At 51.7% G+C, this 26,820-nt stretch carries 24 protein-coding genes; 11 read left to right on the top strand and 13 right to left on the bottom strand.

Annotated elements, in window-relative coordinates; translation table 11 throughout:
* Positions 1-16: 16 nt before the first annotated feature.
* The 6 genes from IMCC21906_RS03760 to tkt form a co-directional block, all read right to left on the bottom strand.
* A complete protein-coding gene (locus tag IMCC21906_RS03760; protein ID WP_047011059.1) occupies positions 17-1,870 on the bottom strand; it encodes an autotransporter outer membrane beta-barrel domain-containing protein in 1,854 nt (617 codons plus the stop codon).
* 246 nt (positions 1,871-2,116) lie between these two features.
* Positions 2,117-2,791 (bottom strand): molybdopterin-dependent oxidoreductase, encoded by a 675-nt coding sequence (locus IMCC21906_RS03755; protein ID WP_047011058.1) that lies wholly within the window; start codon positions 2,789-2,791, stop codon positions 2,117-2,119.
* Between the two features lie 227 nt (positions 2,792-3,018).
* Positions 3,019-4,083, bottom strand: coding sequence for a class II fructose-bisphosphate aldolase (fba, locus tag IMCC21906_RS03750; RefSeq protein WP_047011057.1), 1,065 nt, complete (start codon positions 4,081-4,083; stop codon positions 3,019-3,021).
* 33 nt (positions 4,084-4,116) lie between these two features.
* The gene (locus tag IMCC21906_RS03745) at positions 4,117-5,280 is read right to left on the bottom strand and encodes a phosphoglycerate kinase (RefSeq protein ID WP_047011056.1); all 1,164 of its coding nucleotides are present in this window, start codon (positions 5,278-5,280) and stop codon (positions 4,117-4,119) included.
* 201 nt (positions 5,281-5,481) lie between these two features.
* Positions 5,482-6,483 (bottom strand): type I glyceraldehyde-3-phosphate dehydrogenase, encoded by a 1,002-nt coding sequence (locus tag IMCC21906_RS03740; RefSeq protein ID WP_047011055.1) that lies wholly within the window; start codon positions 6,481-6,483, stop codon positions 5,482-5,484.
* Entirely contained in the window at positions 6,483-8,480 is a 1,998-nt protein-coding gene (tkt, locus tag IMCC21906_RS03735) for a transketolase (protein WP_047011054.1), read from the bottom strand. The genes IMCC21906_RS03740 and tkt overlap by 1 nt, the downstream gene beginning before the upstream one ends.
* Positions 8,481-8,641: 161 nt before the next feature.
* On the opposite strand from tkt, the gene IMCC21906_RS03730 reads away from it, so the two are divergent.
* The 5 genes from IMCC21906_RS03730 (at position 8,642) to metF (ending at position 13,914) form a co-directional block, all read left to right on the top strand.
* Positions 8,642-9,079, top strand: coding sequence for a low molecular weight protein-tyrosine-phosphatase (locus IMCC21906_RS03730; RefSeq protein WP_047011053.1), 438 nt, complete (start codon positions 8,642-8,644; stop codon positions 9,077-9,079).
* 195 nt (positions 9,080-9,274) lie between these two features.
* Positions 9,275-10,270, top strand: a complete 996-nt coding sequence (locus IMCC21906_RS03725; RefSeq protein ID WP_047011052.1) for a metalloregulator ArsR/SmtB family transcription factor — start codon at positions 9,275-9,277, stop codon at positions 10,268-10,270.
* Positions 10,271-10,341: 71 nt separating this feature from the next.
* Positions 10,342-11,550 carry a methionine adenosyltransferase gene (metK, locus tag IMCC21906_RS03720; RefSeq protein ID WP_047011051.1) on the top strand — a complete coding sequence of 403 codons (1,209 nt, stop codon included), beginning with the start codon at positions 10,342-10,344 and terminating at the stop codon, positions 11,548-11,550.
* A gap of 38 nt (positions 11,551-11,588) precedes the next feature.
* The gene (ahcY, locus tag IMCC21906_RS03715) at positions 11,589-12,983 is read left to right on the top strand and encodes an adenosylhomocysteinase (RefSeq protein ID WP_047011050.1); all 1,395 of its coding nucleotides are present in this window, start codon (positions 11,589-11,591) and stop codon (positions 12,981-12,983) included.
* 106 nt (positions 12,984-13,089) lie between these two features.
* A complete protein-coding gene (metF, locus tag IMCC21906_RS03710; RefSeq protein WP_047011049.1) occupies positions 13,090-13,914 on the top strand; it encodes a methylenetetrahydrofolate reductase [NAD(P)H] in 825 nt (274 codons plus the stop codon).
* Between the two features lie 1,249 nt (positions 13,915-15,163).
* Here metF and IMCC21906_RS03705 read toward each other — a convergent pair.
* Both IMCC21906_RS03705 and IMCC21906_RS03700 read right to left on the bottom strand, forming a co-directional pair.
* Complete coding sequence (locus IMCC21906_RS03705) at positions 15,164-16,132, bottom strand: zinc transporter ZntB (protein WP_047011048.1); 969 nt, start codon at positions 16,130-16,132, stop codon at positions 15,164-15,166.
* 114 nt (positions 16,133-16,246) lie between these two features.
* Positions 16,247-16,549 carry a DUF6316 family protein gene (locus IMCC21906_RS03700; protein ID WP_047011047.1) on the bottom strand — a complete coding sequence of 101 codons (303 nt, stop codon included), beginning with the start codon at positions 16,547-16,549 and terminating at the stop codon, positions 16,247-16,249.
* A gap of 195 nt (positions 16,550-16,744) precedes the next feature.
* Between IMCC21906_RS03700 and IMCC21906_RS03695 the strand changes: the two genes are divergently transcribed.
* The gene (locus IMCC21906_RS03695) at positions 16,745-17,308 is read left to right on the top strand and encodes a cytochrome b (RefSeq protein ID WP_047011046.1); all 564 of its coding nucleotides are present in this window, start codon (positions 16,745-16,747) and stop codon (positions 17,306-17,308) included.
* A 22-nt stretch (positions 17,309-17,330) separates the two neighbouring features.
* Positions 17,331-17,912: a YceI family protein gene (locus IMCC21906_RS03690; protein WP_047011045.1), complete on the top strand. Its 582-nt coding sequence runs from the start codon at positions 17,331-17,333 to the stop codon at positions 17,910-17,912.
* Positions 17,913-18,083: 171 nt separating this feature from the next.
* Here IMCC21906_RS03690 and IMCC21906_RS03685 read toward each other — a convergent pair whose 3' ends face one another.
* Complete coding sequence (locus IMCC21906_RS03685; RefSeq protein WP_047011044.1) at positions 18,084-19,442, bottom strand: AarF/ABC1/UbiB kinase family protein; 1,359 nt, start codon at positions 19,440-19,442, stop codon at positions 18,084-18,086.
* A gap of 117 nt (positions 19,443-19,559) precedes the next feature.
* On the opposite strand from IMCC21906_RS03685, the gene IMCC21906_RS03680 reads away from it, so the two are divergent.
* A complete protein-coding gene (locus IMCC21906_RS03680) occupies positions 19,560-20,768 on the top strand; it encodes an Nramp family divalent metal transporter (RefSeq protein WP_052763350.1) in 1,209 nt (402 codons plus the stop codon).
* Positions 20,769-20,787: 19 nt separating this feature from the next.
* Here IMCC21906_RS03680 and IMCC21906_RS03675 read toward each other — a convergent pair whose 3' ends face one another.
* The 3 genes from IMCC21906_RS03675 to IMCC21906_RS03665 form a co-directional block, all read right to left on the bottom strand.
* Positions 20,788-21,087, bottom strand: a complete 300-nt coding sequence (locus IMCC21906_RS03675) for an SET domain-containing protein (protein WP_047011043.1) — start codon at positions 21,085-21,087, stop codon at positions 20,788-20,790.
* Between the two features lie 124 nt (positions 21,088-21,211).
* Entirely contained in the window at positions 21,212-21,985 is a 774-nt protein-coding gene (locus tag IMCC21906_RS03670) for a dienelactone hydrolase family protein (protein WP_047011042.1), read from the bottom strand.
* A gap of 74 nt (positions 21,986-22,059) precedes the next feature.
* Positions 22,060-22,317: a hypothetical protein gene (locus tag IMCC21906_RS03665; RefSeq protein ID WP_047011041.1), complete on the bottom strand. Its 258-nt coding sequence runs from the start codon at positions 22,315-22,317 to the stop codon at positions 22,060-22,062.
* Between the two features lie 140 nt (positions 22,318-22,457).
* On the opposite strand from IMCC21906_RS03665, the gene IMCC21906_RS03660 reads away from it, so the two are divergent.
* Together IMCC21906_RS03660 and IMCC21906_RS03655 are read left to right on the top strand one after the other, a co-directional pair.
* Entirely contained in the window at positions 22,458-23,429 is a 972-nt protein-coding gene (locus tag IMCC21906_RS03660) for a class 1 fructose-bisphosphatase (protein ID WP_047011040.1), read from the top strand.
* Positions 23,430-23,467: 38 nt separating this feature from the next.
* Positions 23,468-24,301 (top strand): 23S rRNA (adenine(2030)-N(6))-methyltransferase RlmJ, encoded by an 834-nt coding sequence (locus IMCC21906_RS03655; protein WP_047011039.1) that lies wholly within the window; start codon positions 23,468-23,470, stop codon positions 24,299-24,301.
* Here IMCC21906_RS03655 and IMCC21906_RS03650 read toward each other — a convergent pair.
* Positions 24,298-25,665, bottom strand: coding sequence for a cytochrome P450 (locus tag IMCC21906_RS03650; protein ID WP_047011038.1), 1,368 nt, complete (start codon positions 25,663-25,665; stop codon positions 24,298-24,300). The genes IMCC21906_RS03655 and IMCC21906_RS03650 overlap by 4 nt on opposite strands.
* 148 nt (positions 25,666-25,813) lie before the next feature.
* Between IMCC21906_RS03650 and IMCC21906_RS03645 the strand changes: the two genes are divergently transcribed.
* Positions 25,814-26,785: a ribonuclease Z gene (locus tag IMCC21906_RS03645; RefSeq protein WP_047011037.1), complete on the top strand. Its 972-nt coding sequence runs from the start codon at positions 25,814-25,816 to the stop codon at positions 26,783-26,785.
* Positions 26,786-26,820 lie beyond the last annotated feature (35 nt).

Raw genomic sequence — 26,820 nt, 5'->3', positions numbered from 1 at the left:
TCAAACTCAAGCGTCTTTAGAAAGGGCGGGAGTAATTAAGCACAACGCTCTCTCTACCTTCGCCTTCACCACTGTAAAGAATATTCAACGCTAAACGGGATTTATCCAAAGCCACCGACACACCCACAGTCGCATCGACAAAGGTATCGCTATCAGCCCGATAGCTTGGCATGTGATAAGAGCTAAAACCTAAATTGGTGTTAGTAACGTCAATGGTTTCGTCAGCATCTTCCAGCTCAGACACCGAGAACAACTCTGCATAAACATTAACCTTGTCACTCACTACCAAATTAGCCAACACGCCCGCGCGGAGCTGACGGCTTTGGCGACGCTGCTCGCCCCAGCGATAATTTGAAACCGCGCCACCCGATTCAGTATAACCATCCACATTAGCGCTTAGCAGACGCGCCCCCAAAGCAGGTGCCACACTCACGTTTTCAGTTGCCGTTAACTGATAGGCAAGCTGAGCATCAAAGTGCCAACCATAACCGTCTGTGCCACCACTCGCGGTCAGCATCCGATCACCTAAATTAAAATGACGGTCCAAGTCACTGTAGTCAATAATACTCAAGCCCACACTGCCTTCTGCCAACCAATTTCCATCGCGGTAATTGAGCAAACCGCTAACACCAAGACTGCTGGCAGAAAAATCTGCGCCGTCACTGTCAGTCTCATGCTTTGCCATGCTAACCGCAGCGCCCAGACTCATCGCGGACGACACCGCATTATTGTAGCCAAGGGTTAAGTGCTTTGTTTGCTGGTCGCCACCACTCGGCACATCTTCATTGACGCCGCTGGCACTAACAAAAAAACGGTCAACATTATTAGCAGCCCAGCGATTTTCCCGCAGCGTTTGCGCCAAACTATTGTGCTGGGTCCGCGCCATACCTAGCGCAATACCTGATAATTGACCGACCAATTGCGGTGCCACCACGACATCAATCAAATAGTCGCCGGTAATAGCGCCGACTTTAGCAGTGGGGTGAACGCCATCGTTAAATAATAATTTATCTGGATCGGGGCTAACGCCATCAATACCGTAGACAGGATGCTCTACACAGTCTCCACCACTGTCATCAAAACACATATACCGCTGATCGAAGCCCGCCAGTGGGCCAAACGCAGCATTTGTGCCGTTAGCAAAGCCGTAATCTTCCGCATTATCTGACACGTAGCTAATCACCCCTGCCAAATCCACCGGGATAATATTCGCTTGGTTGAAATTCGCGTAGGTTGTTAACGCCTGATTATAGCCCGCCGCCCCCGCCGACACGGTTTCTGCATAACCGGGCAAACTCAAATTTTGCGCTTGCGCCGCGGGTGTTTTACCAAGATCGGGCAAATTACTGAGCATAATGTATCGACCGCCTGCACCACTCACTGCAGACACTCCAGCAAGTAAAGTTTGTGCAGACATGACAATGCTGGCCTGATCCGTCGCAGTACCATTCAGAAAGTCATTGCCACCGCCGTCAATCAAAACAAGCGCATTAGGATCAACACGATTGAACTCCGTTAAATAAGCGGGCCGTGCCACCGTACCCCCAGCAGGTAAAGCTAAACCAGAACCATTAATAGAATTTAAAATATCTGCAGTTTCATACCCCCCCACCGCGTAGTTTGTGCCACCAGCCGCCGCCGGATCAGTTGCCAAGCCAAGCGCCAAACCTAAGTACTGGGGAGCAATATTGGCGTAAGGCCCAACGGCGTAATCACCACTGCCATCCCCCAGTCGATTGGTAAAGCGGCGCCCCAAATTTCCGCTATCGAGCAAACTGTCACCAAAAATAAGTAACTCACTAAAATAGCTCTGCGCAGAAACAGGAGAACAAAGCAGGGTAGCCACACAAAGTGCAGTCAATTTTCTCATCGCATTTACCTTTTTATTATTAACTAACTTATTGTTGATTCAGCAGCTATCCCAGCTTAAGAAATAGACCGGCTAAACACCTAAAGTTTTCAATGAAAACATAAGGTGCTACAAGACCCGTTTTTGCAAGGAACAGCAATACGGGTAAATACTGATAACCCTTTTTACGACTACGGCCTCACCAAACCCAAACTCTCCCAGGTAAGTGGCATTAAGCCCTTACCCAAAAAGGCTAATAAGCAACCATCAACCCATTAACTTAAACCAGTATCGAACCACTGGAATCAGCATTCTATATAGCCGCCGTATCAGCTTTTTATTTTCCAGCAGCCCCCGCTCTTCAAGTGCCACTCGAGCACGTAAATGCTCCATACGATTTGGATAGGGAAATGGAAAGGAATACGCATCCAGGCTCGCCAAAAAGCGAATAGACACAATATGCTTTATATTTTTATAGCCATAGTGTGCTGGTGCCACCAATCGCATAGGTGCGCCATGCGCCAAGCCCAAATCCTGGCCATATAGCGAGTCGGCCAGAAGAACATCCTCATTCAATAAATCAGCTAACACCATACTGACTCGATAACCATCCAGCCCTTCAAACACCACGTACTTTACCGTGTCATTTGGTTGCGCATTCGGAACAACAATTTGTTCATAAAACTCTTTGAATCGATAACCACCCCAGTTTAAATCGACCACCGACCATGTTGTTACGCAATGAAAATCCGAAACTTGATCCACTCTCACCAGGGTGCGCAATTGATCCGTTACCAATAAAGGCGACTTCACATCCCCATTAATTTTAATTTCAACTTTATCGAGCCCCTTTGTTATTTTCTTAGCAAAGGTTGGCAAGCCAAAACGAAGCATTTCGGGCACTTGAACTTGGCCTGGCGGGAGAGCTTTTGAGTTATCCATATATCCTACCTGTACCTGCTTTTACTATCGGCGAAACCGCTGACACACCTTCGCCAATCCAAAATAAGTAGAAATTCCCTTCAGCGGCACATCATCAACTTACGCGGTAAATTTTGCCTCCGCTGGCCCGGAACGGAATTAAACACTTTATAAATGTACGCATCTCAACCACAAACAAAAACGGCTGCCAATTGGCAGCCGCTCTAATACACAATCACAATGAGTCATTACTTCACTTTTGGATCTAAGCGCCCTGACTCGTATTCCATAAACATGGCTTCGAGATTCATGGGTTTAATCTTGCTGGCATTACCTGCAGTACCAAAAGCTTCATAGCGAGCCACACAGATAGCCTTCATCTCTTTAATGGTTTCTTTCAGGTATTTACGGGGATCAAACTCGCTGGGGTTTTTAGCCATAAACTGGCGAATCGCACCCGTGGACGCCAGCCGCAGGTCGGTATCGATATTAACCTTGCGAACCCCGTATTTAATACCTTCCACGATCTGCTCAACGGGAACGCCGTAAGTTTCAGAAATCTCGCCGCCATATTCATTAATAATGGCCAACCAGTCTTGGGGCACGCTGGAGCTACCGTGCATAACCAGATGTGTATCTGGGATGCGGGCGTGAATGTCTTTGATGCGCCCAATCGCCAGAATGTCATCAGAGGGTGGGCGGGTAAATTTATAGGCGCCGTGGCTGGTGCCGCAGGCAATGGCCAGTGCGTCGACGCCGGTTTTGGCAACAAAGTCCGCGGCTTCTTCCGGATCGGTCAACATTTGCTCGTGAGACAAAGTGCCCTCAGCGCCCACGCCGTCTTCTTCACCAGCTTGACCGGTTTCCAAAGAACCCAAGCAACCCAGCTCACCCTCTACAGACACGCCACAGGCGTGAGCCATGTCGACGACTTTGCGGGTAACGTTGACGTTGTAATCATAGTCGGTGGGGGTTTTACCGTCTTCACCGAGTGAGCCATCCATCATTACCGAGCTAAAACCCAACTGAATAGAACGCTGGCAAATAGCGGGACTGGTACCGTGATCTTGATGCATGACCACAGGGATCTCTGGAAACTCTTCAATCGCCGCCAGAATCATGTGGCGCAGAAAGGGCGCACCCGCATACTTCCGAGCGCCGGCAGAGGCCTGCATAATCACCGGGCTGTTGGTTTCCCTTGCGGCTTCCATAATCGCGCGGGTTTGCTCTAAGTTGTTGACGTTAAACGCCGGCACGCCGTAACCATATTCGGCGGCGTGGTCCAGCATTTGGCGCATACTAATAAGTGCCATGACTCAATCCTTGCTTAATTCCAGTGAAATCGTTTAGTTGGCTGCTCGTGCTTCTAATACCGCGACGGCGGGTAATACCTTGCCTTCTACGTATTCAAGAAATGCACCACCACCCGTGGAGATATAGGAAACTTTATCTGCAATACCGAATTTGTCGACGGCGGCCAGTGTGTCACCACCACCAGCAATAGAAAAGGCGGCCGATTCGGCAATGGCGGCAGCGATGGCGCCGGTACCAGCGGAAAACTGCTCAAACTCAAAAACACCCACCGGGCCGTTCCAGATTATGGTACCAGCATCTTTGAGAATGTCAGCCAATTGTGCAGCAGAGTCGGGGCCAATATCAAAAATCATGTCGTCATCGGCGACATCAGCGACCTGTTTAAGACTCGCAGGCTCATTTTCATCAAATTTTTTGCCGGTCACAACGTCGCTAGGCAAAGGAATGTCGCATTTTTCCATTAACGACTTAGCTTTGGGAATTAGCTCATCTTCGCACAGAGAGTTGCCAACATTGTGCCCCGCAGCCGCTAAGAAGGTATTGGCAATGCCACCACCAACGATCAACTGATCGACTTTATCGGACAGGGTTTCTAATACGGTGAGCTTAGTAGACACTTTCGAGCCTGCGACAATCGCCACCATCGGCCGTTTGGGCGCCTTCAGTGCTTTCTCTAAGTTATCTAACTCATCGGCCAGCAGCGGCCCAGCGCAAGCTTCGGGGGCAAATTTGGCCACACCGTGGGTTGATGCCTGGGCCCGGTGAGCGGTACCAAAAGCGTCCATTACAAAAATATCGCAGAGCGCGGCATAGGCCTTGGCCAGTGACTCCTGGTCTTTTTTCTCACCGGCGTTAAAGCGAACATTTTCCAGCAATACCAGCTGCCCCTCGGCCAGCTCGACGCCCTGTTGCCAATCAGCAACAAGGGCCACGTCCTGGGACAGCGCCTTACTAAGGTAATCGGCAACGGGCTTTAAGGAATACTGCTCTTCAAACTGGCCTTCGGCAGGCCGTCCCAAGTGAGACATCACGATGACTTTGGCACCTTGCTCCAAAGCCAGCTTTAAAGTTGGCAGCGCCGCCCGCAAACGGGCATCAGAGGTGATAACACCGTTCTTGATGGGGACATTAAGATCTTCACGAATCAAAACCCGCTTTCCAGAAAGCTCTAGATCGCGCATTTTCAAAATTGACATAGCTGTTTCCCTGTAAGATTTATCAAACTATTTAGCTGTCTTTCCTCAGCTACAATGAGGCTTGAAAGCGGGCGATGAGCACCAATCGCCTAAGCCATTGCCAGCAATTAGCCCACACCTTTTACACCTGTTGTTGCCAGCTCAGCTTTTGGGCGATATTAATACAAGCCCTCAGTTGCGCCGTATGAGTCAGCCAATATTTTAGTGCAACCAGTGTGCCACTACATCCAGCATTCGGTTGGCATAGCCCCACTCATTATCAAACCAAATTAAGACACTGGCCAGATCCCCCGCCACTCGGGTTTCTCCGGCGTCGACAATGGCTGAACGCGGATCGTGATTAAAATCGCAAGACGCCAGCAACTCATCGCTGTAGCCAAGAATATCCACCAAGCGACCACTAGCCGCCATCTGCAAAGCGGCATTGACGTCAGATTGCGACACCGATGCTTTTAAGCTAACGCTCAACTCCATTGCCGAGACATTGTTGATGGGGATACGCACTGCCCGGGCGGCAAAACGGCCGTCCAGCTCGGGTAATATTCGGCCAATACCCGCCGCCAAGCCGGTATCCACCGGAATCATCGACATGCCCGCTGCCCGGGTTTTACGCAAATCGGTATGGTGATATCCATCCAGCACCGGCTGATCATTCATCGCGGAATGCAGGGTGGTGATGCAGCCGGAGCGCACGCCAAAAGCCTGATGTAATACATCGATAATGGGCACAATACCATTGGTGGTACACGACGCATTAGAGACAATACGCATCTCACTGTTTAGCTCTTGATGATTCAGGCCGTAAACAATGGTGGGCAAGGTCGCCTCACCGGGCTGAGACAATAATACGTGTCTAGCACCCCGTTCTATATGCCCCTCCAGCTCGTCGTAACGACTAATGGTGCCAGAGCATTCCAGCACGACATCAATGTTGTGACGGGTCCAATCCAGGTCTTGCAGATTGCTATGGTGGGTCACCGCAATCTGATCACCATTAATACGCAATTCGTTAATGCCCGCCTCGACATGACCAAAGAATCGGCCATGAGTGCTGTCGTAGCGGGTTAAGTGCGCAATGGTGGCGAGATCTGCCGGTTCATTAATAGCAACAATCTGCAGAGTGTCGCGCAGGGGCGACTCATAGAGCGCCCGCAGCACACAGCGGCCGATTCGGCCGTAGCCATTAATGGCCAAACGCAACATCAGTCAAGCACTTCCTCAACGGCTTCGATAACCGCGTCAGTTGTAATGCCAAAATGCTTAAACAACGCATCGGCTGGGCCAGACTCACCAAAGCTGTCCATGCCGACAATGCGACCGTCCAGACCAACGTATTTATACCAGTAGTCTTTATGAGCCGCTTCTACAGCTACCCGTGCCAACACATTGCTAGGCAGTACCGACTCCCGGTAGTAGGCATCCTGGCTTTCAAAAACGTCAGTACAAGGCATGGACACCACCCGCACCCGACGCCCCTGCTCGGCCAGTTTTTCTTGGGCGGCCATAGCCAGCTTCACTTCAGAACCAGTGGCAATAATGATCGCTTCGACTTCGCCATCACAGTCGCTCAACACGTAACCGCCCTTGGCAACAGCCGCTACCTGAGTGGCGCTACGGCGCTGATGTGGTAAACCCTGGCGTGTAAAGATCAATGAGCTTGGGCCGTCATTACGCTGCAACGCCGCCTGCCAAGCTACCGCCGATTCGGTCATATCACAGGGTCGCCACAATGACATATTGGGGGTGCCGCGCAGCGAGGCAATTTGCTCGATGGGCTGGTGGGTTGGCCCGTCTTCGCCCAAACCAATAGAGTCATGGGTGTAAACAAAAATACTGCGTTGACCCATGATGGCGGCCATACGCACCGCGTTCCGGGCATATTCCATAAATACCAGGAACGTAGCACCGTAATTGATAAAACCGCCGTGCAGGGCAATACCGTTCATCATTGCCGACATGCCAAATTCGCGCACCCCGTAATGCAGATAGTTGCCATTGGCATCAGCCGCGCTAATCGGCTTGGCATCCTTAAAAATCGTGAGATTAGAGCCCGCCAGGTCAGCTGAGCCACCAAACAACTCTGGGAGCATTTCAGAGTAGGCATCCAAACACAGTTGTGAGGCTTTGCGAGTGGCAATGTCTTTGCCCTCGTCTTGGCAACGAGCAATAAAGTCTTGCGAGCGCGCCTCAAAATCTGCGGGCAGCTTGCCGCTGCTGCGACGGGTAAATTCCTCTGCCAACTCAGGATAGGCTTTAGCGTACTCGGCAAAGCGAGCATTCCAATCGGCCTCGGCGTTCGCACCCGCTTCTTTAGCATCCCAGGAGGCGTAGACATCGTCGGGAATCTCAAAGGCGCCGTGGGGCCAAGCCAATGCTTCACGGGTGAGCACAATTTCGTCTTCACCCAGCGCCGCGCCATGGCTTGCTTCTTTGCCCTGTTTGTTGGGTGAGCCTTTGCCGATAATCGTTTTACAGCAAATCAGGGTCGGCTTATCGGTCTCAGCCCGGGCCGCCTCAATCGCTTTTGCAACTTCGGCACTGTTATGACCATCGACATTTGGCACCACATGCCAGCCGTAGGCGGCAAATCGCGCTGGAGTATCGTCGGTAAACCAGCCTTCTACTTCGCCGTCGATAGAAATGCCGTTGTCATCATAAAACGCCACCAACTTACCCAAGCCCAGTGTACCCGCCAGTGAACTGACTTCGTGGGAGATGCCTTCCATCATGCAACCATCACCCAAAAACACATAGGTGTAGTGGTCAACAATGCGGTGATCGTCGCGGTTAAATTGCGCTGCCAACACTTTTTCAGCCACCGCCATACCCACGGCATTGGCGATACCCTGCCCCAAGGGGCCGGTCGTGGTTTCAACACCCGGTGCATAGCCGTACTCCGGATGACCTGGCGTTCTGCTGTGCAACTGACGAAAGCTTTTAAGGTCGTCGATGGACAGATCGTAGCCAGTCAGGTGTAACAGCGAATAAATCAACATTGAGCCGTGGCCATTCGACAGGACAAAACGGTCACGGTTGGGCCATTCGGGGTTGGCCGGATTATGCTGCAGGTAATCTCGCCACAACACCTCGGCGATATCGGCCATACCCATGGGGGCACCGGGATGGCCGGAATTGGCTTTTTGAACGGCATCCATACTCAGTGCGCGAATGGCGTTAGCGAGGTCGCTACGAGAGGGCATCGAAGGCTCCTGAATTTAGCTGGTCATAAAGAGAGGCGGTATTTTCCCCTACCGGAGCCTACACAGCAAATAGCAGAACCGTAAAAATAGCCATTTATCTTGCGACTTTGCTCTCAGACGGTGAAAATTGCGTTTTTCTAAGGCTGAACCGGGCTAACTTCATGTTTAAAAACATTCTTGTGGTGTGTATCGGCAATATCTGCCGCAGTCCCACCGCCGAATATATGCTCAAACATAAACTGGCCAACAAACCGGGGCTGACCATTCATTCAGCAGGGCTCGGTGCGCTGGTAGACAAACCCATTGATGCAACAGCCGGTGCCATTCTGTTGGAAAACGGTATTGACCCCAGCCCCCATAAAGCGAGACAGCTGCGCTCAGAGCTCTTGCTGGGCGCTGATCTGATTTTGGCAATGGAACCTAGCCACCTTAAAGGCATTAGCGATATTGCCCCACAAGTTAGCGGCAAAGCCTTTTTGCTGGGCAAATGGTCAAATAATGACGCGGTTCCCGACCCTTACCGCAAAAGTCGCGAAGCCTTTGATCACGTCTACAAGCAAATGGATAAATTTACCGACGACTGGCTGAAATATCTGTAACACCGCTTAACCGGCAGGCGTCGTCCTAACATAGCACGACGCCTTCGTTTTTATACCCTAGCGCTGTCAGCACCCGGCTGTGGCTACACCCCTCCCTTTACGCCTCCCCACGCAACCACGACAGGGATTTACTGAGCACAAAAACCTATATCAAAATATTTTGATATAGGTGCAAAAGTTGTTACACTGCCTCGCATGTTAAGTAGCCCCCAAACATTTGCCGAGACCGACAGCCACAGCGACACCTTGCTACAAGTCTGCAAGGCAGCGGGGGACAGCCTGCGCCTGCAAATATTACGCGTACTGAACCAAGATGCTTATACCGTGCAGGAGCTATGCACCATTCTCGATATTCGCCAATCGGGGATGAGTCATCACTTAAAAATTCTTGCCAATGCAGGACTGGTGGCCAAACGCCGAGAAGGCAATAGCTTGTTTTACCGGCGCACCTTTTCTACCGAGGGTAGCTTAGCCAGCTTGCACACCGTATTAATGAATAACATTGATGCCACCGTGCTGAACACCCGTGCTCAAGATCGACTTGATACGGTCGTAGCCGAGCGCGCTGCGTCATCACGCGCTTTTTTTGCTCAACACGCCGGTGAGTTTCGCCAACAGCAGGAGCAAATGGTGGCCTTTGAGGTCTACGGCCAAAGCACCGCCGAGCTGCTGCGCAACTATCAGCCCAAAGGCGGCCAGCTAGCGATTGAAATTGGCCCCGGCGAAGGTGCTTTTTTAGGCGAGCTGGCCAGTCGCTACCAGCAAGTGATTGCCCTGGACAACGCCAACGCCATGCTGAGCCGAGCCCAAGCCTTTATTGATGAGCAAGGCTTAAAAAACGTCACCCCGCTATTGGGAGACAGCCGCAACCGCGAATTGCCCCAGGGCGAGGCCGATTGCGTGGTAGCCAATATGGTGCTGCACCATGTGCCATCACCTGCGGATATTTTTACCGACGCCCACAATTTGCTTCGCGGCGGCGGTGTGTTTTGCGTAACAGATTTATGTCATCACGATCAAAGCTGGGCAAAAGAAGCCTGCGGCGATGTGTGGCTGGGGTTTGAACCCGATGATTTAAGTGAATGGGCAAAGGCAGCCGGACTACAAGAAGGTGCCGCCGCCTATTTAGCCCAATTGAACGGCTTTCGCGTACAGGTTCGGCACTTTATAAAACCGGAAGCATTTTCTTAACCCTATAGCATTTGAACACCCGGCTTAATCACAACTTTTGACTACCAATTTTAATGAGGAATGTGACAACCATGTCTGACTACAGCCTGTTTACCTCCGAGTCGGTCTCCGAGGGTCATCCCGATAAAATGGCCGATCAGATTTCTGACGCTGTTCTGGATGCCATTTTAGCCAGAGACAAGTTCGCCCGTGTCGCGGTAGAAACCCTGGTAAAAACCGGTATGGCCGTCGTCGCAGGCGAAGTCACCACCTCCTGCTATGTGGACTTAGAAGACATTATTCGCGACGTCATTACCGGCATCGGCTACAACAGCTCCGACGTGGGTTTTGACGGTGCCAGCTGCGCGGTGCTTAACGCCATCGGCAAACAATCGGTAGACATCAATCAAGGCGTTGACCGGGCCAAACCCGAAGATCAAGGCGCAGGTGACCAAGGGTTAATGTTTGGCTACGCCACCAATGAAACCGAATCACTGATGCCTGCGCCATTGTTTTTCTCCCACCGTTTAGTTGAGCGTCAGGCTCAATTGCGCAAAAACGGTACGTTGCCCTGGCTACGCCCCGACGCCAAAAGCCAGGTTACCCTGCGCTACGAAAATGGCAAACCCGTTGCCGTAGACGCAGTGGTGCTAAGCACACAACACAACCCGGACATTTCTCAAAGCGATCTACAGGAAGCCGTGCAAGAAGAAATCATCAAACAGGTGCTGCCCGCTGAATTACTGCATGCCGGTACCAAATTTCACATTAACCCCACCGGCAAATTTGTCATTGGCGGGCCAGTAGGCGATTGCGGCCTGACCGGTCGCAAAATTATTGTCGACACTTACGGCGGCATGGCCCGTCACGGCGGCGGCGCGTTCTCTGGCAAAGATCCGTCAAAGGTTGACCGCAGCGCGGCTTACGCTGGCCGCTATGTCGCCAAAAACATCGTGGCGGCAGGCCTGGCTGACCGCTGTGAAATTCAAGTGTCTTATGCCATTGGCGTAGCCGAGCCCACCTCTATTTCTATTAACACCTTTGGCACTGGCAAGGTCAGCGACGACAAATTAATTAGCGCCGTTCGTGAGGTCTTTGACCTGCGGCCTTATGGCATTACCAAAATGCTGGACCTGGCTCACCCCATGTACCAGCCCACTGCGGCCTACGGTCACTTTGGCCGCGAGCCTTATGAACACACCTATAACTGGAAAGAAAACGGCCAGCAAAAATCGGAAACCAGCACGGCTTTTAGCTGGGAAAAAACAGATCGCGCCGACGACTTGAAAGCAGCGCTTTAAACTCGCGCCACGCACACTCACGCAACGAGGAAAGAATCATGACTGCAACAGCAAACGCGGTAGAAAATTTTAATGACTACAAAGTCGCCGACATTTCATTAGCCAATTGGGGCCGTAAAGAACTGAATATCGCCGAAGGCGAAATGCCAGCGCTGATGTCACTGCGGGAAAAATACGGTGACAGCAAGCCCTTGGCCGGCGCTAAGATTCTGGGCTGCATCCACATGACCATTCAAACCGGGGTATTGATCGAAACACTGATCGCCTTGGGTGCCGAAGTGCGCTGGTCATCGTGTAATATCTTCTCTACCCAAGACCATGCCGCCGCGGCCATTGCCGCTGCGGGCATTCCCGTTTTTGCATGGAAAGGCGAAACCGACGAAGAATACGATTGGTGTCTTGAGCAAACCATTCTCAAAGATGGCCAACCTTGGCAAGCCAATATGGTATTGGACGATGGCGGTGACCTTACCGGGCTACTCCACGACAAATACCCTGAAGTATTAAATAACGTTCACGGCATTACCGAAGAAACCACCACAGGTGTTCATCGCCTATTGGAGATGCTGAAGAAAGGCACCCTTAAAGTACCCGCCGTGAACGTGAATGACTCGGTCACCAAATCTAAAAACGACAACAAATACGGCTGCCGCCACAGCCTGAACGACGCCATCAAACGCGGCACAGACCATTTGTTATCTGGGAAAAAAGCCTTGGTGATTGGCTACGGCGATGTGGGCAAAGGCTCAGCTCAATCACTACGCCAAGAAGGCATGATCGTTAAGGTCAGCGAAGTTGACCCTATCTGTGCGATGCAAGCCTGTATGGACGGTTTTGAAGTGGTGTCGCCTTATAACAACGGCATTAACGATGGCAGCGAAGCCAGCATCAATACTCTGCTGCTCGGCACCACCGACTTACTGGTCACCACTACAGGCAATATCAACGTCTGCGATGACAATATGTTGAAGGCTCTGAAAAGCGGCGCCGTGGTCTGCAATATCGGTCATTTCGACAATGAAATCGATACCGCCTTTATGCGTAAAAACTGGGAGTGGGACGAAATCAAACCCCAGGTTCACGTGGTGTATCGCGACAAAGCCAGCAACGATCATCTGATCCTGCTTTCAGAAGGCCGCCTGGTGAACCTTGGCAATGCCACTGGCCACCCCAGCCGGATTATGGATGGCTCTTTTGCCAATCAAGTATTGGCGCAAATTTACTTGTATGAGCGCCGGTTTGCCGACTTGGAAGAGAACCTGAAACCTGCCGCCATTACCGTTGAAGTCCTGCCCAAGAAATTAGACGAAGAAGTGGCTGCGCATATGGTGAATGGCTTTGGCGGTGTGATCACTCAGCTTAAGCCCGACCAGGCGGAGTATATTGGCGTGACCGTTGAAGGTCCCTTTAAACCCGACAGCTATAAATACTAAGCACGCAAACCGCCGAGGGGCTTGCACCATTTGCAACCCCTTGGCGAAGAACTTTCGGTGGCATTGATTTACCACCGTTAACGCACAGATTGTGGAACCACTATCCATGAGCAAACGATTTAGCTTCGAATTCTTTCCCCCCAAGACACCGGTCGGACGAGAAAAACTTCAGACGGTGCGTAGCGAGCTTGCCACCCTCGACCCCAGCTTTTTTTCCGTTACCTACGGCGCCGGTGGCAGCACTCGAGACAACACCAAAAGCATTGTGATGGAAGCCAAAGCCGCTGGCTTAGCCGTCGCCCCGCATTTATCTTTTGGCGGCGATGACGAAGACACCGTACTGGCACTGCTTAAAGAATATCAGAACGCAGGCGTAGACCGGATTGTCGCCCTGCGTGGTGACATTCCCTCAGGCATGGGGGCAAGCCGCTTGGTTTATGCCCAAGAACTGGTGGAATTTATTCGCAAACACACCGGCAATCACTTTGAGATTGAAGTCGCCGCCTACCCGGAAATCCACCCAGATGCGCCAAGCTATGTTGCCGATATTCAGTTTTTAAAACAGAAACTGGACGCCGGTGCCAATAGCGCCATCACCCAGTACTTCTTTAATGCAGACGCTTATTTCTATTTTCTGGAAGACTGCGAAAAAGCCGGTATCGACAAGCCGATTTATCCCGGCATTATGCCGATTACCAACTTCACCAACCTCGCACGCTTCTCCCGCAACTGCGGCGCCGATATTCCCAGATGGCTAACCCAAAAACTGGAAGGCTACGGCGACGATAAGCAAAGCGTGATTGAGTTTGGCACCGAGTTTGTCACCGAAATGTGTCAAATTTTAATGGAAGGTGGCGCCCCCGGTATTCACTTTTACACCATGAACCAAGTTGAACCGGTAAAAAGCATTTTGCAAGAACTGCAAAGTTGATTAGAGCAGCCGGTATTCAGTAAACCACCTCGCATTGAATATCTGCCTGAGGTAAAACATGCCACCGAGCAACTGGATCCCGGATCGCTGTCGCGTCCGGGATGACGAGGTATGGAGGGTACGTCGGGGATGACGAAGAGGCTAGGCGCGGGAAGTGCAAGGAGTGGAGGTGGTATCCGATGGCGAGTGTATGGGGGAAGGCTCGACCGGAATAACTTAAGAGGTTAAGTTTTAACCTTGTAAGCCTTGTCGTTGCTGCCTTTTGTCGTCATACCCGCCTCCGAGCCGGTATCCAGTAAACCACCCCGCATTGAATATCTGCCTGAGGTAAAACATGCCACCGAGCACCTGGATCCCGGCTCGCTATCGCGTCCGGGATGACGAAGTATAGAGGACGCGCCTGGGATGACAGAGTGGGAGTAAGAGCATCCGAGATGACGGAGTATGGAGCGCGCGCCTGGGATGACAAAGTGTGGAGGGTGCACATTGGATGACGAAAGTTTTGTAAGGCCTTCTGCTCATCGTGCTCCTTTGTCGTCATGGCGGCCTCTGAGCCGGTATCCAGCAAACCACCCCGCATTGAATATCTGCCTGAGGTAAAACATTCCACCGAGCAACTGGATCCCGGCTCGCTATCGCGTCCGGGATGACGAGGTGTGGAGGGTGCATCTGGGATGACAAAGTATGGAGGGTGCACCTTGGATGACGAAAGTTTTGTAAGGCCTTCTGCTCATCGCGCTCCTTTGTCGTCATACCGGCCTCCGAGCCGGTATCCAGTAAACCACCCCGCATTGAATATCTGTCTGAGGTAAAACATACCACCGAGCAGCTGGGTCCCGGCTCGCTGTCGCGTCCGGGATGACGGAGTATGGAGGGTACGTCGGGGATGACGAAGAGGCTAGGCGCGAGAAGTGCGAGGAGTGGAGATAGTATCCGATGGCGAGTGTATGGGGGAAGGCTCGACCAGAATAACTTAAGAGGTTAAGTTTTAGTCTTGCAAGCCTTGTCGCTGCTGCCTTTTGTCGTCATACCGGCCTCCGAGCCGGTATCCAGTAAGCCTCCGCACTTTGACTATCTGTCTGAGGTAAAACATTCCACCGAGCAACTGGATCCCGGCTCGCTATCGCGTCCGGGACGACGGAGTGTGGAGGGGCGCCACGGATGGCAATGTGTAGAGAGGGCGTCGGGGATGACAACTTGGAATACCCTCGCACTCTTATTTTATTCATTCTAGTTTTAAACGCCGGGCTTAGACCCAGCGTTTAAAACGGAAGTACAACAAAATCCCTACGGTAATCGTCAGCAAAATCCCGACAAAAATCATAAAGGAACTGTCATTATCGGCCCCAGGTATCCCTCCAACATTAATCCCCAATAGACCTGTGGCAAAGCCCAAAGGCAAAAACAGGGCTGACACCAGAGACAGCAAATACATTCGCGCGTTGGACTCTTCAGAAATCTGGTTGATTAGCTCCTCTTGGGTGACGGCGGCCCGCTCCCGAATGCTGTCCAAGGTCTCGATATATTGAGAAAGCCGGTCAGCGGATTCTCTAACCTCCAGCTTGGACTTATCGTCAAACCAAGCCAACCTGACCGTTTGCAACCATGATAAAGCTTCACGCTGGGGCGCCAGATAACGTCGCAGCGAAATCGCCTGCCGTCGTAACTCACTAAGCTCATGGCGCAACTTGCCCCGGGCCACGGTAAGCACCGACTCCTCCAGCTCGTCTACACGGTCTTCGGCATTGTCTATTGCATTGGACATTCGCCATGCCAAGCGATTGCAAAGCATCGCTAAAAAATCACCGCTGCTTTCTGGCCCTTCATTCTCTTTAAAGGCATCCAGAATATCGTCCACCGACAACAAGCGCCGCTTGCGGGAACTTATTACTCGGTTTTCATCTAGCCACAAGCGAATAGAAACCATATCTTCGGGGTCGGATTCAGGGTTCATATTCACTCCCCGAAGCGCCACGAGTAAACCGCCATTATGCGAGGTAGCCCGAGGGCGAGTGTCTTCTACGGTTAAGGCATTAACTGCAATATCGTCAAGATAGTCCTGCTGCTCTAACCAGCCTTTTGTGCCCGGTGCGCTGTAATCCATATGCAGCCACAGCAAACCTTGATCCGGCGTCCACGCGTCAACTTCCGCATGACTCAAGTGCTTCGCGCCACCACGACCATCTAGCAGATAGGCATAGACTAAAAAATCATCCATCACAGTACGTCACCCCGAAAATTTTTCTGATGATCGCACAGGAAAAAGCCCCAAACCATAGTACATATTGAGGTGGCTACATTAAGGAAACAAAATTGCGTGGAACAGAATAATTTAAGTGGAATGCGGGGGAGTCGGGACGCTGTTACCGTCTTGTAAATGCTGAAGAAAGCGTGCTCTCAAATCTGCTGGGGCGCTGACCATAAAACTGACAAAATCTGCAACACCACGCTCGGCCTCTAGCTCTGATCGATAGGCGCCAATCAGTGAGCCTTCACGGGTCTTGAAATACCAACAAGCCTCACCACCCACTCCCTCCACAGAAAAAACCCGCCGACTCCGGGGCGGTGGTGCCGTACCCCGTTCGCCTTGGCGTAAAATGGGTCTGCTTGCGGTAAAAAGAGGTGAGCATTCCATGATCTATGCTTTCCAGTTCTAGGCTTGATTTCACAGAACAGTACACACAAACCTCACGCAACCCCATAAGCATTTGCACCTAACACACATAACCCATCAAAAATTTAGATTATTTACCCGCAGTTTTTGCGCTTTTTTATCAACAATACTTTTCTATACTGGTAGGCATTACATTTATCGCAAAGGATGCGGTGCATGCCACTCAAAAACACCAAAGACCGCTATGGCTGGGGCAGCGTCAGCCTGCACTGGCTAATGGCCATAACGGTAATCGGTATGTTTGCGCTGGGCATTTGGATGCGAGACCTGTCCTACTACGACCCCTGGTATCGTCAAGGGCCGTTCATACATAAAAGCATCGGTATCTTACTGCTGGGGGCTTTACTCTTTCGCCTGTTGTGGAAGGCCTTTAATATCCGTCCGCACCACGACCCATCGCTAAAGCCTTGGGAAAAACGTACTGCAACTCTCACTCACGTTTCACTTTATATTTTGATGCTGGCATTAATGGCGGCGGGCTATTTAATCTCTACCGCTGATGGCAGAGCAATTAGCGTATTTGACTGGTTCTCGGTGCCTGCCACCATCAAAGACATACCGAATCAGGAAGATATTGCCGGGGACGTTCACGAAATACTGGCTTGGATCTTGATTATTTTGGCTGGCGTACATGCCGCAGCCGCATTAAAGCACCACTTTATCGATGACGACACGACCCTGGTAAAAATGCTGGGCCGCGCTCGTCGACCTAAGCGCTAACCCCCACAAAAGGAATACGACCATGACACGCTTTTTAGCATTTGGATTAACCTTACTGCTCGGGCTCAGCAGTCAGTTACACGCAACTGAATATACTATCGACACCAAAGGCGCCCACGCCTTTATTCAATTTAAAATTAAACATCTTGGCTACAGCTGGCTATACGGTCGCTTTAATGATTTTGAAGGTAGCTTTAACTATGATCCTGAGCACCCCAAAGACGCATCAGTGAATGTAGAAATTGACGTCAGCAGCATCGACAGCAACCATGCCGAGCGCGACAAACACCTGCGCGGCGACGACTTTTTAAATACAGACAAATACCCCACCGCCCGTTTTAAAAGCACCAGTTTTACCCCTACCGGCGAGGACACCGCCGAACTCAAAGGCGAGCTCACACTCCATGGCGTAACCAAGACCATCACCATTGATGTGACCGAAGTAGGCGGCGGCAAAGACCCTTGGGGCGGTTATCGCCAAGGCTTTACCGGAACAACGGAGTTTGCGCTGAAAGACTTCGGCATCGATTATGATTTGGGACCGGCATCACGCACGGTTGAGCTAATCTTAGATGTTGAAGGCATTGCAAAATCTATGATGTAAATATGTCGATGGATTGAACTTTACTGCCCACCCAGGCACTAAGTAAGTGATTATCCTCAATACCCTCGATCTTGGGACCTCTAGCAGGTCCCTTTTTTATGCCTTACTGTTAAATCATGTGTAAGCCGCCACCTCCCTCTTTCTTCTTGCCCTTTCGGTAGCGAGCCGCCTCTATAAAAAGGGGGCCATGGATTCATCGCCATTAAATTGAGCATCCAACTGAGAGATCAAGGCATATACGCCCATCAACTTTCTCATCACGTACAGAAACTCTTTTGGCGGCAGCGCAAAGTATTTGCTCATCGAGGCTTCCAGCGCGCGCTTGGCAATCCGTTTTGGCAGTTTACTGCCACGCCAATCATACTCACCCAGTTCATTGACCGCCTGACTAGGAACACGATCATCCGGTTTGCGAAGTGGCTCGCCAATGTCCATGCCGATATCGACAAAGTTCTGCAACACCTTGTCAGGGAAGTGTGCCTTCATAAATCCTAAACTGATCGACCGCTCCAAAAACATCTCCCGGTCACAGTGATAAGCCGCCAGCATCATGTCGCAGAATTCTGCGGCAAACTCCTCGGGCAATAAGCGCATAGCACCAAAATCTAACAAGATCAGCTGATCAATCTCGCCGTCTTGGTCAATTCGCACCCGAAAGTTGCCAAAGTTGGGGTCCGTCTGCATCCGTCGCCAGCTAAACAGCTCGGTTAAAAACTCATCCAGTATGGCTTTACCCAGCCGATTTTTCCTGGGCTGCGACAGGGCGGCGACGTCTGCCGAACCTACCGCATGACCAGACTCATAGCTCATCGTTAATACCCGCCGGGTGCTGTATTCGGGGAAGCTCATCGGCACCACAAACCTGCTGTCATCCACTAAGGACTCTCTGACAAAGTCCATATCCCGGCGCTCTTGGTCATAATCCACCTCTTTGTAAAGCAAAGTGCGAATATCACTAAACCATTCCTCGGCGCTACGAGTAGATTGCAGCAAGCGGGAAATTTTCAGCAAGCGCAGCACCGCATTAAAGTCCGCATCAATGGTGTTTTCGACGCCGGGGTACTGCACTTTAATACACAGTTTTTCGCCAGTACTGCGCAGCGTTGCTTTATGCACCTGCCCCAAGGACGCAGCGGCCAAGGCTTGTTCTTCAATCTCCAAATCGGCCAGCCGCTCTTCTCCCAACTCCTTGGCCAACACCTTTTGAATGGCTTGCCAAGACATGGGCGGCGTGTCGTCTTCTAAGGAATGCAGCGCCTCCACCACCTCCGGCGGCAACAGATAATCACCATAGGTCGCCATGATTTGGCCAATTTTAACGACACTGCCCTTGAGCTGCCCCAGTTCGGCAACAAAGTATTCAATATTCTCTCGGCGCCGCGTGGCAGACGCCTCTTCATCGTCGCTGAAACGGTCCATTAAAGAATGACGCAGTGCGCGACTGCCATAACGCAATCCCGCCTTGGAGAGCTGAAAGCGGCGCGAAAAAGCGCCAGTATTCAAACGATGCAAACTCTTGTCGTCGGCCATAAAAAGGCATTCCTGAAAGAAAATAAAAATGTATGGGGATATTCGTTGCGGGCGTTTTCTACTATAACAGACTGTATTGCCTGTTAAGGATTCCCCAAAACCGATGGAAATGCTGCATTGAGAAAATTACTGGCTTTACGCCAAATTGGCCCGGGTATTGTCATTGCCGCAACCGGCTTGGGCGCTGGCGATATGGTTACCGCTGCGGCATCGGGTGCCGAGTTTGGCAGCTTGCTGCTCTGGGCAGTGATCGCGGGCGCCATTATCAAACTCGCGTTAAACGAGGGCTTGGCGCGCTGGCAGCTCAGTGCTGGCAGCAGCCTGCTCAGTGGCTGGAATCGGTTTTTACCCCGCTGGGTGGCGGGTTATTTTTTCATTTATTTGATCATCTGGAGCTTTCTGGTTGCCGCCGCACTCATGGCCGCCTGCGGGCTGGCGGCACACGCACTCATCCCCAGTATATCCGTCACCCTCTGGGCAGCCATTCAATCTATTATCGCTGCACTGTTAATTGCATTCGGTCGTTACCAGCTCCTGGAAAACCTGATGAAATGGCTGATCGGCCTGATGTTTATCACCGTGATGGTCGCGGTATTCGCCATGGACTTAAACGGCCTGGCGATTGCGCAAAACTTAATACCCAGCCTTATTCCCGACAAGGCATTAAACATGTTACTGGCTGTGCTCGGGGGCGTCGGCGGCAGCGTGACCTTATTGTGCTACGGCTATTGGATGCGGGAAAAAGGCTGGCAAGGTACGGGGCAACTCAGCCTCGCCAGATGGGACCTGACTGTTGCCTATAGCCTTACGGCACTGTTTGCGATGGGCATTATGTTGCTGGCAGCTAAAGCTTCCCCCAGCCAGACAGGCGGCCTGGCCATTCTGCTCGGCATTGCCGATGCCCTCGGAAAAATCTTGGGAGAAAACTTTCGACTGCTCTTTCTCGTCGGCTTTTGGGCAGCGGTATTCAGTTCCATGCTTGGCGTGTGGCAGGGCGTGCCTTATCTTTTTGCCGACACCCTAAAGCAGTGGCAAAGCCGAGGCCGTGACAGCAGCCCGGTGGAGGTCAACAGCAAGGCCTACCGCAATTTTTTGGTGTTTTTGGCACTGCCTCCATTAACGTTGCTGCTATTTGGCAAACCGGTTTGGTTGGTATTGCTGTATTCAGTCACCGGGGCGTTTTTTATGCCCTTTTTAGCCTTGGCGCTGTTGTACCTCAATAACCGCAAGCTTGCCAAACCGGATCGCAATGGCCTGCTCAGCAATAGCTTACTGCTCGTCGCATTGCTGTTGTTTGTGGCGGTGGGAGCGGTAAAACTGCTTTAGAGAGATAGCCGACAAAGCGCTATTCCCATTCATCGCCATAGTCGTGAAGCAACTCGTCACCCGGCTTGATGTTGCGCAGTGCCACTACCGAGAAATCGTCGTAGTAGCTGACATTCGGTTTTTTAGAGTGATTGATATATTTGAGCGAGCAGGTCACATCAAATAAACGGCCGTCTTCCAAGGTCAGAGTATGCAGACCCGCTTCCTTTGTCTTCCGGGTTTTGCAATAACCCAACAACTCACCACCAGCAATTTTCTTTGTCGCAAAAAGGCCTTTGCCGTGCACAGGACTTTTTGCGACTCGGTAGGCCTTAGCCATGTATCTCCCCCTAGCAATATTACAATGATAAAAGTGTTACACAGATGCCATAAAAACAAAGGGCGACATTAAGTCGCCCGATTATTTGTGCCTCTTAAACCATCGCCGGCAGCGATGAACGCGCTTATTTTGCCAGCATCTGCATCAGGGCAGCCCAACTTTCTTTATCGGCAGCCTCATTGTAAGCCAGCGGCATATCGTATTTCTTACCCACTGCGGTCGACCCCGGGTTGGTAAAACTATGCTTAGCGTCAGGGAAGTTTAATACCGTCAACTTGACCCCCGCCGAGGCCATTTCACCGGTGAGCGCCGCCACTTGCTTGGCTGGCACCATAGGATCAGCACCACCAGTGGCCACCAGTATTTCGGCTTTTACCGTACCCGGCGTCGCGCGAGTCTTGGTTGCCAAGGCACCATGAAAACTGGCCACCCCTGCCAAATCCAATCCCCGGCGAGCCTGATTCAATACCACACCACCGCCAAAGCAGTAACCAATGGCATAGAGCTTGTCTTTATTCACACCGGGCTGCTTCGCCAAAATAGCCATCGCGGCATCAAAACGAGCGTTCATTTTTTCGGGCTCGGCCAGCGCCGCATTCATAAAGGCAGTGGCGTCTTTGGGGTGATCCGCGATTTTACCGGTGCCATACATATCCACCGCAATGGCGGTATAACCTGCCTCTGCCAGCATTTTAGCCCGGCTGCGGGCGTAATCATTTAAGCCCCACCATTCGTGAACCACCACGACGGCAGGGCCTTGCTGGGCTTTCTTATCGCTTTGATAAACCACACCAGAACCTAAGTTATTTGGCAACGTAACGGTTTGTTCTTTCACCCCGGCGTGGGCCATAGACACAAAAACCGTTGCTAATAATGCCAAGCCTGTCAAAAATCGCATTCTATTCTCCTTCTGCCTTCAGTTTGACCCCATCAACACCTGCCGCAGCTTTCAAGCAAACCGCGGCGTTTTTTTCACATTAACTCTTGCTCCAAGTCTCGTAAACGACTGGAGTAATAACGGCAGTTTTTCCAGAGCCATTGCTCATGGTTACGGCGGGCCTTTTTCATCGCCGCCCCACTTTTATAGCCCTTGAGTTTTTTGCCTTTGCCCAGCGCCTGCTCCAAGCGCACAGCCTCCTGCTTGCGTTTTTTGCAACTCTTCCAGCTGGCCGCCTGTGACTGGGATATTAAGATAACACCTATAAGTAACGCAGTAATGACAGTTCTCATGACAAGGTCCCTCTCGTCGTTTGAAGTAATGTAACCACCATTAAACGTAGGCCATTCTAGCGGTCCTTGCAAAGCGACTGTCACCAATTTGCCGCCAATGGCATAATGGGGTTTTCTCCTCGCCACACGGAACGTCCTTAATGAAGTATCCCAGCCTTGCCGATTACCTAAACCAGCAAAATACCGCTGCCGACCTTCAAAGCGTACTGCTCGGCCTAGCCGACACCAGCATTAATATCAGCAAAGCCCTTGCCAAGGGCGCTTTGGCCGGTGTACTGGGTGCCGCAGGTGCGGAAAATGTACAGGGTGAAGATCAAAAGAAGCTGGATGTTATTGCCAACGACTTAATTAAAAACGACCTGGCAACGCTCTCTGCGGTGCGCGGCTTGGCCTCTGAAGAAGAAACCGCCGTGGTAGCCTGTAACTTGGACGGTAAGTTTCTGGTTACCTTCGACCCCTTGGATGGCTCTTCTAATATCGACATCAACAGCATGGTCGGCACTATCTTTTCCGTGCTAAGCAGCGACGCTGATGGCCCGGTAACCGAGAGCGAGTTCTTACAAGCTGGGCGCCATCAAAAAGCGGCGGGATACGTGCTCTACGGCCCCTCTGCCATGTTGGTTATCAGCACCGGCAACGGCGTGGCCATGTTTACCCTCGACCCGGACACCGGCACTTACCTGCTCACCGATGATCAAATCAACATCCCCAAAGAAACCGCTGAGTTTTCGGTGAACATGTCCAACCAACGCCACTGGGACCCGGCCATGCAGCGCTACATCAGCGAGTTAATGGCGGGCAAAGAAGGCCCTCGGGGCAAGAATTACAATATGCGTTGGGTCGCGGCCATGGTGGCAGATGTACACCGCATTCTGTGTCGCGGCGGTTTATTCACCTACCCATGGGATGCCCGTAAACCCGAGCAGGCAGGCAAGCTCCGCTTGATGTATGAGGCCAACCCGATGGGCTTTTTAGTGGAACAAGCAGGCGGCGAGATTTGGACACCCGAAGGCAAAATTTTGGACATTCAGCCAGACAACATCCATCAGCGAGTGCCCGTTATTCTGGGGGCAGCTGAAGAAGTAAATACCTGCGTGTCATACCACAACTAAGCTCATAGACTAGATCAATAGCAGCGAGACGCTGATACATGCTCAGCTACCGACACGGTTTTCACGCTGGCAATCATGCCGACGTGCTTAAACATTTGGTTCAGGTATTAAGCTTGGACCATATGCTTAGCAAAGAGACGGGAATCAGCTACATCGATACCCATGCGGGAGCAGGTTACTACGCCTTCGACGATGCCTTTGCCGCAAAAAACCGAGAATTCGACACCGGCATTACACGCCTGCAAGCGCAAACTGCTCTCCCGGCCAGCCTGCAACGCTACCTGGACGTCGTTGAACTGTGTCGCCGTAATCAACCCCTGGGCTACCCCGGCTCCCCCGCGATTGCGCTAGCAATGCTGCGCCCCCAGGACCGGGCTCAACTGTTTGAGTTGCACCCCGCCGACTACAAAGCCCTGCAACAACGCTTTTATCGACGAGCCAACATTCAACAGGCCGATGGTTTTACCGGTATCAAGGCCCTGCTGCCGCCGCCCAGCCGCCGGGCCATGTTGTTGATGGATCCCCCCTTTGAGGTCAAAACCGATTATCAAACCGCCGTTGCCAGTTTGAAAACATGCCTGAAGCGCTTCAGCAGCGGCGTTTACGCGCTGTGGTATCCGCTACTAGCACGGGAAGAATCCCAATCACTGGCCGAAAAATTGAAAGGCCTGGCGGCCGACAACTGGCTCCACTGCAGCCTTGAAGTGACAAATTCCGATAATCCGGAATCGGGAATGTATGGCAGCGCCATGTTTGTCATTAATCCACCTTGGAGGCTAGCCGAGCAATTAAACGAAGCGCTGCCCTTGCTTGCCCAAATACTGGGCGACAACGACCAAGGTACATGGGAGCTAGAGTACCAAGGACGCTAAACCGCCTTGATCGGCACCAAGACCACCGGCAGATTATCCACCGGCTTGGGCAGCGGCACCGTTTGCATTTTGCTGCTGAAATTATCCGCCAGCTTAAATCGATAACGCCGCAAAAACTGGTGCAGAAATATTTTGCTCTGCATCAGCGCAAAGTGCATACCTATACATTTATGAACACCACCGCCAAAGCCAACAAAACTAAAACTGTGACGTTTATGTTCTTCTCTTGGTGCCAACCAGCGATCTAAATCAAATTTGTCAGGGGCATCCCAATAATCCGCCATGCGGTGGGTATGCTGAGGGGCGAGAAAAATCAGGGTATTTTCAGGAATGTGATAACCACCCAGTTCACAGGCTTTAATGCTTCGACGCTGCATCATCATCACCGAGGGGTGCAGCCGTAATGCCTCTTTCAGCGCCACTTCAGCGAGGGGCATTTTTTCTAAATCGCTGTATTCCAGCAGCGACTTATCCAGCGCCATCACTTCATCCCTCAGCCGCTGTTGAGTTTCCATATCCTGACCGAGGTAATACAGCAAGTGGCTTAGTGCGCTTGTGGTGGTGTCGTGGGCGGCAAAGAGCAGAAAACTCATCTGCACACTGATATCAGCCTTTGCAAAGAAGGCCCCGTCTTCAGTTCGCTCTCGACAAAGGTAACTGAAAACATCCGACGCGCTTCCCTGACGGCGCTCATCAATTAAATGATTAAAAAACGACTGCAGAAACCGCTCCTGCTTTTTGGCCTTGGCATGGCGGGTTCCAGGAAGCTCCTTGAGGATAATGCCAAGCATGCCATTGGCCACATCGGTAAAAGCGCGATTCATGTTTTTTGCTGCGGCTTCACCGGGGTCCACACCCACAAAAATCTGTGCTGCACTGTCCAGCAGAATATCTTTAATCGCGGGAAAGCCCTTCATTTCTGGCGTATACCGCCAGCTATCAATTGCCGAGGCCATCATGGCCCCCATGCGTTCAGCATAGCCCCGCATGGCCTCGGCCTTAAAGGCAGTTTGCATCATACGCCGCTGAAACCGGTGCTCCTCTCCATCGCGCAGTAACAATGAACCCAAATAATAGCGCCCCAGAGAGCGCCGATAACCCATCTCTGCCGAAAAATTACGCTGGGGGTCACGTAAAACCTCCTGCGACAAATCCGGGCCCAACAACAAAACCCCTTTAAAACCAGCCAGACCAAACCGTGACACTGCGCCATACTGCTGCTGTTGTTTGCTTATGGTGCCGTGAAGGTCCCGCACCAATGCAATAGTGTGGCCGATTATTGGCGGGCCAAACGAACCCGGAATATGAGCCAGGTCGGTATTGTCTTTTGCCAGTGTGTAATGCTCAGTTTCGGCTTCCGCCATCGGATACTCCAAACAGGGTTTAAGTGCCGGTGATAAAGGGACAGGACCATAGTATTGAGCACTGACTGCCATCACAAGCCAGCAAAAATACGTGGTCGAGATAAAAGATACGCTACCGCGTTTTATACGACTGGCTTACACTAGGCTTATGCGACTCACTTTTCTTGGTACCAGCGCTGGGAGCCCTACCGCTCATCGAAATGTCACCGCATTGGCCTTGGCCAATGAAGACAGCCGTGACTGGTATTTGGTAGATTGCGGCGAAGGCACCCAACACCAGCTGCTGCAAAGCCGATATTCCTCGGTCAGATTACGGGCCATTTTTATCACCCATGTTCACGGCGACCACTGCTACGGCCTGCCGGGACTGATTGCCAGTGCCAATATGCATGGCCGCAAGGCACCTCTTACGGTTTGCGCTCCCGACGGGGTGGAGCAATTTGTTCGCAGCGTATTTGAGCATACCGATATTCGGGAGCTGCGCTTTCCCTTGGAATTTATTCGCAGTGATCAACCTGACTTTTGTTGGCAAGATGGTCAATTTCAGGTTTCAGCGCTGGCCTTGTCACATCGCGTCCCCTGTTTTGCCTACCAGTTTAGTGAGTTACCCCACTACAAACTAAACGAAGACGCCTTGCAGCAACACGCCGTGCCACAGGGCCCGCTGTGGCATCAGCTACAGCAAGGCAACGATGTCACACTAGACGATGGTCGGCAGGTATTGGCAGACGAGGTACGCAGCCCCGCGTGGCAACCTCGCCGGGTGATTATTGGCGGCGACAACGATCAACCCGCTCTGTTAAACGACGCCTTGCGCGAAGCGGACCTGTTGGTGCACGAGGCAACCTTCACCGAAGATGTGCTCGCCAAGGTCGGACCGCAATATATGCACAGCACCGCAGCAATGGTGGCTAAAGCGGCGGAAGAAGCCAGCTTGCAGCATTTAATCCTCACCCACTTTAGCCAGCGCTACCAAAAAACTGTACGTCATCCTGAACATCAACGCAGTATTGATGACTTAAGAACAGAAGCCCAAACAGTCTATGCGGGCAATTTGCTGATGGCAGAAGATTTTTTCTGCGTGCAGCTAGAGCGGGATCGTCAACTGACTCCGCTATAAATCCACCTCTTTGTTTCAAGCTAAAACCAATTGGA

Source organism: Spongiibacter sp. IMCC21906, assembly GCF_001010805.1.
Classification (GTDB): Bacteria; Pseudomonadota; Gammaproteobacteria; order Pseudomonadales; family Spongiibacteraceae; genus Spongiibacter.
The sequence above is the reverse complement of the archived record's forward strand: the minus strand, read 5'-3'. Positions and strand labels throughout refer to the sequence as shown.

Excerpts from the sequence above, each read along its gene's own strand:
- IMCC21906_RS03760 (WP_047011059.1), bottom strand. The coding sequence starts at position 1,870 with ATGAGAAAATTGACTGCACTTTGTGTGGCTACCCTGCTTTGTTCTCCT.
- IMCC21906_RS03755 (WP_047011058.1), bottom strand. The coding sequence starts at position 2,791 with ATGGATAACTCAAAAGCTCTCCCGCCAGGCCAAGTTCAAGTGCCCGAA.
- fba (WP_047011057.1), bottom strand. The coding sequence starts at position 4,083 with ATGGCACTTATTAGTATGCGCCAAATGCTGGACCACGCCGCCGAATAT.
- IMCC21906_RS03745 (WP_047011056.1), bottom strand. The coding sequence starts at position 5,280 with ATGTCAATTTTGAAAATGCGCGATCTAGAGCTTTCTGGAAAGCGGGTT.
- IMCC21906_RS03740 (WP_047011055.1), bottom strand. The coding sequence starts at position 6,483 with ATGTTGCGTTTGGCCATTAATGGCTACGGCCGAATCGGCCGCTGTGTG.
- tkt (WP_047011054.1), bottom strand. The coding sequence starts at position 8,480 with ATGCCCTCTCGTAGCGACCTCGCTAACGCCATTCGCGCACTGAGTATG.
- IMCC21906_RS03730 (WP_047011053.1), top strand. The coding sequence starts at position 8,642 with ATGTTTAAAAACATTCTTGTGGTGTGTATCGGCAATATCTGCCGCAGT.
- IMCC21906_RS03725 (WP_047011052.1), top strand. The coding sequence starts at position 9,275 with ATGTTAAGTAGCCCCCAAACATTTGCCGAGACCGACAGCCACAGCGAC.
- metK (WP_047011051.1), top strand. The coding sequence starts at position 10,342 with ATGTCTGACTACAGCCTGTTTACCTCCGAGTCGGTCTCCGAGGGTCAT.
- ahcY (WP_047011050.1), top strand. The coding sequence starts at position 11,589 with ATGACTGCAACAGCAAACGCGGTAGAAAATTTTAATGACTACAAAGTC.
- metF (WP_047011049.1), top strand. The coding sequence starts at position 13,090 with ATGAGCAAACGATTTAGCTTCGAATTCTTTCCCCCCAAGACACCGGTC.
- IMCC21906_RS03705 (WP_047011048.1), bottom strand. The coding sequence starts at position 16,132 with ATGGATGATTTTTTAGTCTATGCCTATCTGCTAGATGGTCGTGGTGGC.
- IMCC21906_RS03700 (WP_047011047.1), bottom strand. The coding sequence starts at position 16,549 with ATGGAATGCTCACCTCTTTTTACCGCAAGCAGACCCATTTTACGCCAA.
- IMCC21906_RS03695 (WP_047011046.1), top strand. The coding sequence starts at position 16,745 with ATGCCACTCAAAAACACCAAAGACCGCTATGGCTGGGGCAGCGTCAGC.
- IMCC21906_RS03690 (WP_047011045.1), top strand. The coding sequence starts at position 17,331 with ATGACACGCTTTTTAGCATTTGGATTAACCTTACTGCTCGGGCTCAGC.
- IMCC21906_RS03685 (WP_047011044.1), bottom strand. The coding sequence starts at position 19,442 with ATGGCCGACGACAAGAGTTTGCATCGTTTGAATACTGGCGCTTTTTCG.
- IMCC21906_RS03675 (WP_047011043.1), bottom strand. The coding sequence starts at position 21,087 with ATGGCTAAGGCCTACCGAGTCGCAAAAAGTCCTGTGCACGGCAAAGGC.
- IMCC21906_RS03670 (WP_047011042.1), bottom strand. The coding sequence starts at position 21,985 with ATGCGATTTTTGACAGGCTTGGCATTATTAGCAACGGTTTTTGTGTCT.
- IMCC21906_RS03665 (WP_047011041.1), bottom strand. The coding sequence starts at position 22,317 with ATGAGAACTGTCATTACTGCGTTACTTATAGGTGTTATCTTAATATCC.
- IMCC21906_RS03660 (WP_047011040.1), top strand. The coding sequence starts at position 22,458 with ATGAAGTATCCCAGCCTTGCCGATTACCTAAACCAGCAAAATACCGCT.
- IMCC21906_RS03655 (WP_047011039.1), top strand. The coding sequence starts at position 23,468 with ATGCTCAGCTACCGACACGGTTTTCACGCTGGCAATCATGCCGACGTG.
- IMCC21906_RS03650 (WP_047011038.1), bottom strand. The coding sequence starts at position 25,665 with ATGGCGGAAGCCGAAACTGAGCATTACACACTGGCAAAAGACAATACC.
- IMCC21906_RS03645 (WP_047011037.1), top strand. The coding sequence starts at position 25,814 with ATGCGACTCACTTTTCTTGGTACCAGCGCTGGGAGCCCTACCGCTCAT.